The sequence below is a fragment of the Streptomyces populi genome (assembly GCF_002911015.1).
GTDB classification, from domain to species: Bacteria; Actinomycetota; Actinomycetes; order Streptomycetales; family Streptomycetaceae; genus Streptomyces; species Streptomyces populi.
Genome location: NZ_KZ627012.1, coordinates 1 through 12,349, shown reverse-complemented (window position 1 = coordinate 12,349; position 12,349 = coordinate 1). Strand labels below are relative to the sequence as shown.

At 74.0% G+C, this 12,349-nt stretch carries 11 protein-coding genes and 1 pseudogene; 8 read left to right on the top strand and 4 right to left on the bottom strand.

Going from position 1 to position 12,349, the window contains the following annotated elements:
- Positions 1-136: 136 nt before the first annotated feature.
- Entirely contained in the window at positions 137-1,615 is a 1,479-nt protein-coding gene (locus tag CW362_RS40480) for a glycoside hydrolase (RefSeq protein WP_103554582.1), read from the bottom strand.
- A 318-nt stretch (positions 1,616-1,933) separates the two neighbouring features.
- Here CW362_RS40480 and CW362_RS40475 point away from each other — a divergent pair, with 318 nt between their 5' ends.
- Positions 1,934-2,755: a class E sortase gene (locus tag CW362_RS40475; RefSeq protein ID WP_103554581.1), complete on the top strand. Its 822-nt coding sequence runs from the start codon at positions 1,934-1,936 to the stop codon at positions 2,753-2,755.
- A 30-nt stretch (positions 2,756-2,785) separates the two neighbouring features.
- Here CW362_RS40475 and CW362_RS40470 read toward each other — a convergent pair whose 3' ends face one another.
- A complete protein-coding gene (locus CW362_RS40470; RefSeq protein ID WP_103554580.1) occupies positions 2,786-4,219 on the bottom strand; it encodes an MFS transporter in 1,434 nt (477 codons plus the stop codon).
- 170 nt (positions 4,220-4,389) lie between these two features.
- Between CW362_RS40470 and CW362_RS40465 the strand changes: the two are divergent.
- From CW362_RS40465 to CW362_RS40450, 4 genes and pseudogenes are all read left to right on the top strand, one after another.
- A pseudogene (locus CW362_RS40465) lies at positions 4,390-4,908 on the top strand (winged helix-turn-helix transcriptional regulator); the annotation flags it as partial.
- A 162-nt stretch (positions 4,909-5,070) separates the two neighbouring features.
- Positions 5,071-5,379: a DUF6412 domain-containing protein gene (locus CW362_RS40460; RefSeq protein ID WP_103554578.1), complete on the top strand. Its 309-nt coding sequence runs from the start codon at positions 5,071-5,073 to the stop codon at positions 5,377-5,379.
- Between the two features lie 192 nt (positions 5,380-5,571).
- A complete protein-coding gene (locus CW362_RS40455; RefSeq protein ID WP_103554585.1) occupies positions 5,572-6,339 on the top strand; it encodes a YidC/Oxa1 family membrane protein insertase in 768 nt (255 codons plus the stop codon).
- A 131-nt stretch (positions 6,340-6,470) separates the two neighbouring features.
- Positions 6,471-7,328: a fumarylacetoacetate hydrolase family protein gene (locus tag CW362_RS40450; protein WP_103554584.1), complete on the top strand. Its 858-nt coding sequence runs from the start codon at positions 6,471-6,473 to the stop codon at positions 7,326-7,328.
- Positions 7,329-7,449: 121 nt separating this feature from the next.
- Here the strand turns inward: CW362_RS40450 and CW362_RS40445 are convergent, their stop codons facing one another.
- Positions 7,450-7,923 (bottom strand): heme-degrading domain-containing protein, encoded by a 474-nt coding sequence (locus CW362_RS40445; RefSeq protein ID WP_103554577.1) that lies wholly within the window; start codon positions 7,921-7,923, stop codon positions 7,450-7,452.
- Complete coding sequence (locus CW362_RS40440) at positions 7,920-9,011, bottom strand: Gfo/Idh/MocA family oxidoreductase (RefSeq protein WP_103554576.1); 1,092 nt, start codon at positions 9,009-9,011, stop codon at positions 7,920-7,922. The genes CW362_RS40445 and CW362_RS40440 overlap by 4 nt, the downstream gene beginning before the upstream one ends.
- Before the next feature lie 294 nt (positions 9,012-9,305).
- Here CW362_RS40440 and CW362_RS40430 point away from each other — a divergent pair, with 294 nt between their 5' ends.
- The 3 genes from CW362_RS40430 to CW362_RS40420 all read left to right on the top strand — a co-directional run.
- Positions 9,306-10,439, top strand: coding sequence for an ROK family transcriptional regulator (locus CW362_RS40430; RefSeq protein WP_103554583.1), 1,134 nt, complete (start codon positions 9,306-9,308; stop codon positions 10,437-10,439).
- Positions 10,440-10,874: 435 nt separating this feature from the next.
- Positions 10,875-11,777: a hypothetical protein gene (locus CW362_RS40425; RefSeq protein ID WP_206301212.1), complete on the top strand. Its 903-nt coding sequence runs from the start codon at positions 10,875-10,877 to the stop codon at positions 11,775-11,777.
- Positions 11,778-11,904: 127 nt separating this feature from the next.
- Positions 11,905-12,349: HAD family hydrolase (locus CW362_RS40420; RefSeq protein WP_476756090.1), on the top strand; the 445-nt coding region annotated here is incomplete at its 3' end.

Below are 12,349 nucleotides of genomic sequence, written 5' to 3'. Positions count from 1 at the left end.
TGGGGGACACCGTACTGCCGCCGGGCCGCCAAGGAGAGAGACCTGCTGGCCAGAGACACGGGAGTCCCCGGGGGCCCTCGCGCGCGCCCGCGTCGCCGGGCAGGCGGGAAGTGTCGGACAGGCCCCAGCGCCCGCCTCACATCACGACCCCGTCCACCTGCATCGTCTGCACCGCCCCCGCCGCGAACGGCACCGCCAGGGACCTGCCGCTCAGGTAGGTGTCCGAGTGAGCCGTGTAGAGGTCGCCGGTGCCGGACGTCAGGGTGTTCCAGCGGGGGACCAGGCCGCCCGTGCCGCCGGAGACCGTGGTGAAGCGGGAGAGGTCGAAGGTCAGGGTCTGGGCGGACGTGGCCTTGTTGGCCGCGACGATCACCAGGCGCTTCGCCGTCGCGTCGTACGCCGCCACCGCGTGGTCGACGCCCGTGCCCACGATCGTCATCCCCGGGCGGATGTGGCGGCTGAACTGGGCCATCACATAGAGCTTCGTCTCGACCGCGCCGGCCGTCAGGGTGCCCGCGTCGTACTTGACCATGCCCCAGCCCGCCGTGGGGTCCATGACCTGCCAGTAGACCCAGGCGGTCGGGTGCAGCCAGCGGAAGTCGAGGAGGAGGTTGCTCGCCAGGGTGAGGCCGGTGCCGTCGCCGTCGCCGTACTCGGAGTTCCAGAGCGCCTTGCCGGAGGTCGTCACGGCGTCCGTGTAGAGGAGGTCCCGGCGGCCGCCCGAGCCCTGGTAGCCGTGCACGTTCACCCGGTCGACCAGGGCTTTGGTGGCGGAGCTGAAGGAACTCCACGTCGTACGGGCCAGGTCGTAGCTCGTCTCGTCGGACGCGGAGATCCTCGTGCCCGTCAGGCCCCGCTTGTCCAGCTCGCTGCGCAGGTGGGAGAGGACGGCCGACTGGACGGAGGCGTCCATGTGGCAGCCCTCCTGGGTGCCGGTGGACGTCCACCATCCGGAGGAGGGCTCGTTGAACGCCTCCACGGTCGCGAAGTCCACCCCCCCCCAGTCCGTCTTCGCGCGGAGGGCGACGGCCGCGAGGTGGGAGGCGTGCTGGCGGTGGTTCCAGGACTGGAGGTTGTTGCCGCCGCCGGACGCGCCCGACGGGTTGTGGTTCAGACACATCCACCACATCGGGGAGTTGGCGAACAGCTCGCTCGTCGCGCCGCGCGCCGTCGCCCTGGCGAGGGCGGCGCGCTGGGTCGCGTCCGCCGTCCACTTCCAGGCCGACGACGTCGGGTCCTCGTCGTTCCAGTCCTGCCAGTAGCCCTCGATCTGTTTGAAGGAGGGGATGTTGGCGGAAGCGGTCATCGTCTCGCCGCCGACGCTGTTCCAGCTGCACGCGCCGAGGTTGTAGCGGGCGATGGTCAGTCCCAGGCCCGGGCGCGAAGCGCCGTTGTACGTGACCGACTTGGTGGTGAAGAAGAGGTCGGCGAAGTCGTCGCGGGCGCCGAAGACGTTGGCCCACCAGGCGAGTGAGGTGCCCCAGCCCTCCCATTTCCCGTACGTGGTGGCCGGGTTGACGGCGATCGTCGCGTCGGCGTGGGCCGTGCCCGTCGCCAGGGCGCCGCCGAGGGCCGTACCGCCCGCGGCGGCCAGGAGCGTTCTGCGTCGGATCATGACTGGCTCCTCATGGCCGGCTTCTCCGTCCGTCTCGGCTCGATCCACGGTCCTCGCGGTGGAGTCGGCCGTTTGTGTCGACTCGACTCGACTCGACTCGACTCGACTTCGAACTCGGTCGCCGGGGCGTTCCCGTCGGCGCCCGCCCGTTCCGGTGATGCCAACAGGAAGCATCGGGTGTGGCGCCCGAGGTTGTCGAGGGATGTGACAGCCCTTCCTAAAACCGGTGGAGGAAGACCGGGGACCCGCAGTGGCCGCGCGGGGCTGGAGAGTTGGCGGGTCCGCGCCTATCGTGCGCCCGGCGAAGGGGGCGTACGGATGCGGGCTCCGGGAGTCGTTCACCACGGCACGCGGCGACGGCGGGCCGCGTACCGGCGCGTGCTCCGGGGCGGTGCCGAGGTGTTCGTCACCGTCGGGGTGGTGCTGCTCCTCCTGGTCGCGCACCAGTTGTGGTGGACCAACCGGCAGGCGCGGCACGGCGCCGAGCGCAAGGTGCAGGCGCTGGAGCGGGAGTGGGGGGATCCGTCCACGGGGAGTGCCGGGAACGGCGGTGGCGCGGAGTCCGGTGCCGGTGCGGCGGCCGGGAGCGACGGGGGCGGCGGGGGCGCGAAGGACGGGACCGGACGGACGGCGGGGCGGAACTCTCCGTCCGGATCCGGGGGCGGGGGCGTCCAGGAGCGGCCCCGCCGGTCCCAGGCCTACGCCGTCCTCGGCATCCCGCGGCTCTCCCTGCGGGTGCCGGTCGCGGAGGGGGTCGGCAAGGCGGACGTCCTCAACAAGGGGTACGTCGGTCACTACAAGGGCACCCAGCAGCCGGGCCAGGCAGGGAACTTCGCGCTCGCCGGGCACCGGAACACGCACGGCGAGCCCTTCCGGTACCTCCCGAGGCTCCGGCGCGGTGACACGATCACCGTCGAGACGAAGGCCGCCGTCTACACCTACACCGTCGACCGGACGCTGTCGCGGACCTCCGCGCGGGACGTCGGGGTGATCCGCCCGGTGCCGCGCAGCACCGTCCGGCCGTCGTACGGGTACGGCGAACCGGGGTACTACATCACGCTCACCACGTGCACCCCCGAGTACACCTCCCGGTACCGCATGGCGGTGTGGGGGAAGCTCACCTCCGTGCGGCCCCGGTGACGGGCGCGGGCTCCGCCGGACGAGGCCGGCTCACGCCCGGTCCCGCAGGACCAGGACGCTCGCGGCGGCCAGTGCGGCGAGGCCCGCCGAGACGGCCATCGCGACGTCCGCGCCGTGCGCCGTTCCGCCGGTGGAGGTGACCAGGGCGATCGTGAGGGCGACCCCGGCGCACGAGCCGATGTACCGGAAGGTCTGCTGGGCGCCCGAGCCCATCGCCGCGCGGGTCGGCGGCACGGACTCGACGGCCAGCAGCGGCAGCGCGGCGTTGAGCAGGCCGCTGCCCACCCCGGAGAGCACGAAGCCCGGGAGCAGGCGGACCCAGGAGCCGGAGCCGATCGCGCCGAGCATCGTGAGGACACCGGCCGCGTGCAGCGCGAAACCGAGGGCGAGCTGATGGCGGTGCGAGACCCGGCCGGCGAGGCGGCGGGCCTGGAGGGCGACCGTGAAGGAGAGGCCGGACCACAGCAGGAACAGCCACGCGGTGTCCATGGCGGACATCCCGAGCGCCCGCTGGAGCAGCGCCGGCAGGAAGCTGAACAGGCCGATCACCGCGAGGCCCGTGAAGAGCCCGCCCGCCGACGAGGCGAGGAAGCGGCGGTGCCGGAGCAGACCGAGGTCGATCATGGGCGTCTCGCTGCGGCGTTCGACGGCGACGAACACGGCCATCAGGACGAGGAAAGCGGCCAGCAGCAGGCCCACCGGCGCGCGCAGCCAGCCGTCGCGGCCGAGCGTCAGCGCGGCCACCAGCGACACCAGCGCGAGACCGAAGGTCAGCGCCCCCGCGAGGTCGGGCCGGCCGCCGCGCGGTGCGCGGGACTCGGTCAGGGCGCGGGTGCCGAGGAGGGCGACGGCCAGGGCGGCGGCGCCCAGGACGGCGTACGCCATCCGCCAGTCCCAGCCCGCTATCGCCCCCGCGAGGAGCGGGCCCGCCGCGATCCCGCCGCTGACGAACGCGCCCCACACCCCCGTCGCGCGCAGCCGCCCGCGCGGGGTCGGGAAGGCGTGCACGATCAGCCCCAGGCTGCTCGCGAGGATCGCCGCGCTCGCCGCTCCCTGCGCGACGCGGGCCAGGGTGAACAGCCAGGTGGAGTTCGCCAGCGCGCCGAGCGCGGTGGTGAGGCCGAGGGCGACGGTGCCGGCCAGGAAGATCCGGCGGCGGCCGTAGTCGTCCGCGAGGCTACCCGCGACCAGGAGCAGCGCGGCCAGGCCGAGCGGAGTGCCGTTGAGCAGCCAGGCCTGCGCGGAGACCGAGGTGTGCAGGGCGGCCGCGGTGTCGGGGAGCGTGACCATCGGGGCCGTGTACGTCATCAGGGCCACGGCGGTGGCGGCACTGGTGAGGACGAGGGTCGGGGTGGCTCGCGGAGCGTCCGCCGCCGGAGAGGTCGGAGGGGTCGGAGAGGTCCGGGCGACCCCGGTCGTGCGCGCGGGCTGCGTGCTGGTGTCGGGCCGGTCGAGCGGGGTCATGGCGTGCCTTCGCTTCCCTGCGTCGGTTGCCGCCGGACGGGTCGGTCCCGCGGTGCGGGCCGGTCCCGTGAGGCGTGTTGGTTCGTTCATTGAACTTTGCGTACGAGTAGACCGTAACACCTGGGTTCGGTCAATGAACCAACGTGTCGGAAAGTGGCTACAGTGGGGTCATGGCTCTGGGCAAGGACTACGCGACGCAGGAGTGCTCGATCGCCCGTGCGCTGGAGGTCGTGGGCGAGCGCTGGACGCTGCTCGTCATCCGCGACGCGCTCTACGGCGTACGGCGCTACAACGACTTCCTCGTGCACCTCGGCATCCCGCGCGCCGTGCTCGCCGCCCGCCTCCAGGCCCTCACCGCCGAGGGCATCCTCGAGAAGCGCCGCTACCAGGAGTCGCCGCCGCGTGACGAGTACGTCCTGACCGACCGCGGGATCGCCCTGTGGCCCACCCTGCGTTCGCTCGGCCTGTGGGGCCGCGAGCACTTCGGCGAGAGTCGGCTGCGCTGGTTCCGGCACGCCGACTGCGGCACCGAGCTCGGCCCGTACGGCGAATGCCCCCGCTGCGCGATGATCGTGCCCGTGCCGGACGTCGAGATGGCACCGGGCCCCGGACTCGACCGGGACCCGGCGGATCCGGTCAGCCGGGCCCTGCTCGCGCCGAGGCGGCTGCTGGAGCCGCTCGACACGGACCCGCGGAGGCCGGTCGACGGGCACCCGCAGGAGCCGGAGGGGGGCGGCCGCGGCCCGGGCGGTGTGGCGGACGCCGCGTCCGGTTCCGGGCGGTCGGCCGAGGGCCGTCCTGTATAACGAACGGAGGGACACGCGCACCGCGTACGAGAGGAGGAGCGGCCGATGATCCGGACCTGGGCCGACGCCCGCCCCGCCGCCGTACTGCTGCTCCTGCTCCTCGAGGTCGCGCTGCTCGACACGGGCAGCCTCACCGCCACCGTCGCGTTCGCCGCGACGGCCGCGGCCGGGTCGGCCTTCGTGGCCTGCTCCCTCATCGTGGCGCGCTGCGCGCCCGCCGTGCCGCCCACCCGGGTCCGTACGGCCATCCGCGACCGCGAGGGCCGCACGGCCTTCCTGCCGCAACGCGATCCCGACGCCAGCGGGCGGCGGCGCCCCAGGGCGCCCGGACACGCCCTCCCGGCGACCGCGTAGGACACCCCTTCCCCGCCGCTTCGGTGACGTTCCGTCCCGGGTGGCTCCCCGCTCCCGGTGACTCACCCCGACACGGCCGGTGACCCACCCCGAGCGGTGCTTCGCCACGGGTGACCCGCGCGGGCCGTCATGCCGCATTCCGTACGCCCGGCACGACGAGACCCCCCGGAGGGCTCACGCATGTCCACGTTCATGTCCGTCTTCGCGCACCTGGTCGAGCACCTCGCCGACCTGCTCCAGCCGCTGTTCCACGCCTCGGCCGCCGCCGCGGCGATCGTCCTGTTCACCGCGCTCGTACGCCTGCTCGTGCACCCCCTGTCGCGGGCGGCCGCGCGTGGACAGCGGGCGCAGGCGGCGCTCCGGCCGCGGATCGCCGAGCTGAGGAAGGAGCACGGCAAGGACCGCGAGAAGTTCCAGAAGGCACTGATGGAGCTGCACGCCGAGGAGAAGGTGTCGCCGCTCTCCGGCTGTCTGCCCAGCCTGCTCCAGATGCCGGCCTTCTTCCTGCTCTACCACCTGTTCTCCAGCTCGACGATCGGCGGCGGGGCCAACACCCTGCTCGACCACAAGCTGTTCGCCGCGCCCCTGGGGGACCGGTGGGTCGACGCGCTCGGCGACGGCGGGCCCTTCGGGCCGGCCGGACTCGTCTACCTGGCCCTCTTCGCGGTCGTCACGGCCGTGGCCTGCTTCAACTACGTACGGACGAAGCGGACGACCGCCGTCGCCGCGCCGGTGACGGGCGAGGGCCGGAGCGAGACCGAGCAGGCGACCGCGGCGGCGCTCGCCTCGGTCGGCAGGATCATGCCGTTCATGTCCTTCCTCACGCTGATCACCGTGGCCGTGGTGCCGCTGGCCGCCGCGCTGTACGTGGTGACCAGCACGGCCTGGAGCGCGGTGGAGCGGGCGGTGCTCTACCGGGACATGCCGGGGGCGGCGCCCGCGGCCGCGGTCCTCGGCTGACGGTGCCCTCCCTTGCCGGTCCAGTCCGTGAACGGGGTCTTGCGGACTGGACGACGGCCTTGGAGGATCGCACGGTCTTCCGTCGGCCGCACCCGTCGGCCGACGTCCCGCGACCGAGGGAGATGGTGACCGTGAAGCTGCTGCGAGTCGGTACGGCGGGGTCGGAGCGGCCCGCACTGCTCGACGCCGGGGGGACCCTGCGGGACCTGTCGGACCTCGTCACCGACATCGACGGGGTGCTGCTCGCCGACGACGCGGCGCTCGGCCGGATCCGGTCCGCGGCGGCGGCCGGTGAGCTGCCCGCGCTGGACGCGGACGGACTGCGCGTCGGACCGCCCGTGGCCCGCGTCGGCAAGGTCGTGTGCATCGGGCTGAACTACCACGACCACGCCCGGGAGACCGGGGCCGAGCCGCCCACCGAGCCGGTGATCTTCTTCAAGGCGGCGGACACCGTGGTCGGACCGAACGACACCGTGCTCGTGCCGCGCGGGTCGGTGAAGACCGACTGGGAGGTCGAACTGGCCGTCGTCATCGGCCGTACCGCCCGCTACCTGGAGTCGGACGAGGAGGCGCTCGCGCACGTCGCCGGGTACGCGGTGGCGCACGACGTCTCCGAGCGCGAGTTCCAGATCGAGCGCGGCGGCACCTGGGACAAGGGCAAGAACTGCGAGACGTTCAACCCGCTGGGCCCGTGGCTGGTGACCGCGGACGAGGTCCCGGATCCGCAGGCGCTGTCGCTGAGGCTCTGGGTGAACGGTGAGCTGAAGCAGGACGGGACGACGGCCGAGCAGATCTTCCCGGTCGCCGAGGTCGTCCGGTACGTCAGCCGGTTCATGACGCTGTATCCCGGTGACGTCATCAACACCGGGACGCCCGCCGGGGTGGCCCTCGGCAGGCCCGAGCCGAAACCGTTCCTGCGGGCGGGTGACGTCGTCGAGCTGGAGATCGAGGGGCTGGGGCGGCAGCGGCAGGTACTCGCCGACGCGTGAGCGCTCCGCTTCGTTCGCGGTGGGGGTCCGCTTCGGGCGGGGTGCTCTTCCCGGTGCGGGTGCGTCGTGGTTGCTCGCGCAGTTCCCCGCGCCCCTGGTCGGGGCGCGGGGAAGCGGAGTGCTATTCGGCCAGGAACTTTTCCAGGGCTTCGACGACCATCTTGTGGTCCTCGACCTGGGGCAGGCCCGAGACCACCACGGTGCCGATGACGCCGGCGCCCGTCACGGCGATCGGGAACGCGCCCCCGTGGGCCGCGTACGTGTCGGGGTCGAGGCGCGAGGACTCCTCGAAGGTCGTGCCCTTGGCGCGGAAGCGCGAGCCGACCAGCAGCGAGGAGCAGCCGTACCGCTCGACGACACGGCGCTTGCGGTCGATCCAGGCGTCGTTGTCCGGGGTGGAACCCGGCAGCGCCGCGTGGAAGAGCTGCTGGCCGCCGCGGCGGATGTCGATGGCCACGGGCGCCTCGCGCTCACGGGCGAGTTCGACGAGGAGGGTGCCGAGGGCCCAGGCGTCGTCGTGGGTGAAACGCTGGAGCGTCAGCCGGCGCTCCTGCTCCTCGAGATCGGCGATCTCCGGTGCGGCGGGCGCGGTCACAGGGACACCACCACCGAGTCGCGGGCGGAGCGGCGGGCGGCCTCCAGGACGTCGAGGGCGGCCGCGGCCTCGTGGGCGCTGACCGGGTTCGGGCCGCCGTCGCGGATCGCGGCGGCCACGGCCGCGTAGTACGCGGGGTACGCGCCCGCGACCGTCGGCTCGGGGCGGCCGCCACCGGTCTGCGGGGACTCGCCGGAGCCGACGCGGCCCCACAGGGCCCCCGGCTCGACGCCCCACTCCGTGCCGTCGCCGGGGCGCTTGCCGTCGCGCAGGTCGGCCTCCTGCGGGTCGAGGCCGTACTTGACGTAGCCCGCCTGCGAGCCGAGGACGCGGAAGCGCGGGCCGAGCTGGGCGGTCGTCGCGGAGACGTAGAGGTGCGAGCGGACCCCGTTCTCGTGCGTGATCGCGATGAACGTGTCGTCGTCGGCCAGCGCGCCCGGACGGCGGACGTCCGACTCCGCGTACACGGAGACCGCGGGGCCGAAGAGGACGAGCGCCTGGTCCACGAGGTGGCTGCCGAGGTCGTAGAGGAGACCGCCGATCTCCGCCGGGTCGCCGGACTCGCGCCAGCCGCCCTTCAGCTGCGGGCGCCAGCGCTCGAAACGGGACTCGAAGCGCTGGACGTCGCCCAGCTCGCCGTCGGCGAACAGCTTGCGCAGGGTCAGGAAGTCGTTGTCCCAGCGGCGGTTCTGGAAGACGGAGAGCAGCAGGCCGCGCTCGTCGGCCAGGGCGGCCAGCTCGCGGGCCTCCGCCGCCGTGCCGGCGATGGGCTTGTCCACGACCACGGGGAGACCGGCCTTCAGGGCGGCGGTCGCGATCGGGACGTGGGTCTTGTTCGGGGACGCGATGACGACCAGGTCGAGTTCGTCGGCGCGGGCCAGCAGCTCGTCGGGGGTCGCGGCGACGCGGAGGTCGTCGCCGAACTCGGCGCGGGCCTGCGCCGCGCGCTCCGGGTTCGAGGTGACCACGGTGTCGAGGGCGAGCCCCTCGGTCGTGGCGATCAGCGGGGCGTGGAAGACGGAGCCCGCGAGGCCGTAGCCCACGAGACCCACGCGAAGGGGCGTACCGGTACCAGTCATGCCTGTCATGGGTCCTACTTTCGCAACGCTGTTGCCAAAGTGCAAGCCGGGGGGACAATGGGTGATGTGAACAGGACCAGTACGGGTGGGGCCGGGATGCGGGGAATCCCCGGGAACGCAGGTGTACCCCGGGCCTCGGGTGTTTTCGCGGACGCGGACGCGGATGTGGACGGGGACGTGGATGGGGCCGGGGCCGGTGCCGGGGGCTTCGGCCCTCCCGGGGGCGAGGGCGGTGCCGGGGCCTCCGGTGCTCCCGGCCGCCGTGGCGCGGCCGGTGTCTCCGGCGTCTTCGCGAACCAGGGCGTGCCCGGGGGGCCGGGAGCCGGCGCGGGTAACGGGGCGGCCGGGGTGAACCTGCCCGCCCTGCGCAGCCACAACGCGGCGCTGGTGCTCGATCTGCTGCGCACGGCGGGGGCCTTCGGCATAAGCCGTCTGGAACTCGCCGAACGGACCGGGCTGACCCCGCAGGCCGTCAGCAAGATCACCGCGCGGCTGCGGGCCGACGGTCTCGCGACGGAGGCGGGGCACCGCGCGTCCACGGGCGGCAAACCCCGTACGGTGCTGCGGCTCGTGCCCGAGGCGGGGCACGCGGCCGGGCTGCACCTCGACCGGGACGAACTGACCGTGGTGCTCTGCGATCTCGCCGGGGCCGTGGTGGCCGAGCGGCGCGCCCCGCTCGACCTGGGGGCCGGGGCCGACGCGGTGGTCGAGGGGGCGGCGGCGGAGGTCGAGGCCCTGCTCGGCGGCGTGTCGCCGCTGGGTGTGGGGGTCGCGCTGCCGGGGCCCCTCGACCACGCCCTGGGCGTGCTGCACCGGGTGACGGGTTTCCCCGAGTGGGACGGGTTCGCCCTGCGGGACGCCCTGGCCGGGCGGCTCGGGCTGCCCGTGGTCGTGGACAAGGACACCAACGCGGCGGCGCTCGGGGTCGCGGTGGGGGCCGGCGCCCGGTCCGGTTCCGGTTCCGCGGGCGGCGGGTCCTTCGCGTACCTGCATCTCGGCACGGGACTCGGTGCCGGACTCGTGATCGGAGGGGCCGTGCACCGGGGGGCCCGTACCGGGGCCGGGGAGTTCGGGCACCAGGTCATCCAGCTGGACGGGCCGCTCTGCGAGTGCGGGAACCGAGGGTGCATCGAGGTGCTGTGCCTGGACGCGGTGGGGCGGGGGGCCGTGGCCGAGGCGGCCCGGGTGCTCGGTGCCGGGGCGGCGAACCTGGTGGGGCTGCTCGACATCGACCTCGTGCTGCTGGGCGGGCGTACGGTCGCGGCCCACGAGGAGGTCTTCCTCCAGGGGGTCGGGGCCGTCCTGGCGGAACGGGCCCGGCGCGAGGGAGGCGGCACGGCGGTGCCGGTCCGGGTGGCTCCCGGCGGGGCGCGGGGGGTGGCGGAGGGCGCGGCCCAACTGCTGCTGGCCCCGCTGTTCGGCCGCGGGGAGGGCTGAGGGGGCCGGCTCGCCCGCGACACGCGCCCCGACCGCGTCGGCTCCGACGGCACCGGGCTGCGCCGCGGTGACCCGTGCCGCACGTACTCGGACGGCGGTGACCGGACCGGGACGCGCCGGTGCGGGCCGACTGCGCCGGAAGGTCCGTGCCGGGGCTCCCGTGCCGGGGCGGCTCGTGGTGCGCCCGTGCCGGGACGGCCCGTGCCGGGGCAGCCCGTGCCGCGGCGTCCCCTTGCCGGGCGGTCCGAGCCGGGGCGGTTCGCCGGGGGTGCCGCCGGACGGGGGGATCGCGGGGGCCGAACGGGGGTGACTCCACGGGTGGCGGTCCGGTGGCGGGGGTGGCGCGTGGCAGGGTCACGGGGCCATTGCCCGGTACCGACTGACGCTTTCGGTCCTCCCGATCCCCGCCCCCTCCCGATCGGCCAAAGGCTCCTCATGCGACTGCGTACGTCTCGTCCGACCGTCCTCGCCCCGACCGCCCTCGCGCTGTGCGCGACGCTCACGCCGGCCCCGGCGCATGCGTCGGCCCCCCTCCCCTCCTGCGTCTCCTCCGACACCCACGACTTCCCGATCAGGACCCGCATCCACGGGGGCCCCGACGCCTACCGGGCGGGCGGTGCCTCCGGGACCTGGTACATCGACCTCACCAACACCACGGCGCACCCCTGCGGCGCGATCCACCCGGTCGTCGTCCTCGTGGACGAGAAACGGACACTGCGGCCGGAACAGGCGCGGCTGGAGTTCCACGAGGGGGGCCGGGCCCACGCGGTGAGGTTCGAGCGGAGCGACGAGGCCGAGAACGTGGGCCCGTTCGACGACGGCTTCCCCGGGTTCACCGTGGCCCCCGGCCGCACCCTCACCGTGAAGGTGCGGCTCTCCCTGACCTCCGGCGCGGCCGCTCCGAACGCCGTCGTCGCGAACGCGGCCGTCGTGCAGAAGCACGACGACGACGGCGACTGGGTGGGGGAGTCGAACGCCTACCGCTTCCGGATCGAGGGCGGGGCCGGGAGCGGGGACGCGGAGGCGGGCAAGGGGACGGGGACGGCGACGGGGACGGACGAGGAGCGGGAGAACGTCGCGGACACCGGTACCGGTTCCAAGGAGAGTCCCGGCGCCAGTGCCGGTCCCGGTACCGGAGCGCGTACGGGCACGGGCAGCGGGACCACCGTGGGCGGCACCACCGGGACCGGTACGGCGGCGCTGCCCGCGGACCAGCTGGCCAGCACCGGGCCCGGCAGGCCGAACCGCCCGGCACTGGCCGCGCTCGCGCTCGCCCTCGTCGTCTCCGGAGCCGGACTGTCCGCCCTGGCGCGGCGGGTGCGTCCGCGCCGTCGCTGACACCAGGAGGAGGGGACCCCGGCCGGGACCGTGCCGTCCTGACTAGGCTGGGCGCGTCGGTACAGCGTCGTTCCGGCGGCCCCGGTTGGAGTGCGTACGTACGCCAGGACGGCAGGAGACCCAGCACATGTCAGAGCGCAAGCCGATCGAGTCGTGGCTCACCGACATGGACGGTGTCCTCATCCACGAGGGCGTGCCGATCCCCGGCGCCGACGCGTTCATCAAGAAGCTGCGGGACTCCGAGAAGCCCTTCCTGGTCCTGACGAACAACTCCATCTACACGGCGCGCGACCTGCACGCCAGGCTCAGGCGCATGGGTCTGGACGTACCGGTCGAGAACATCTGGACCTCTGCCCTCGCCACCGCCAAGTTCCTGGACGACCAGCGGCCCGGCGGCACGGCGTACGTCATCGGCGAGGCGGGCCTGACCACCGCGCTGCACGACATCGGGTACGTCCTGACCGACCACGAACCGGACTACGTGGTCCTCGGGGAGACCCGCACCTACTCCTTCGAGGCCATGACCCAGGCGGTCCGGCTGATCAGGGGCGGCGCCCGGTTCATCGCCACCA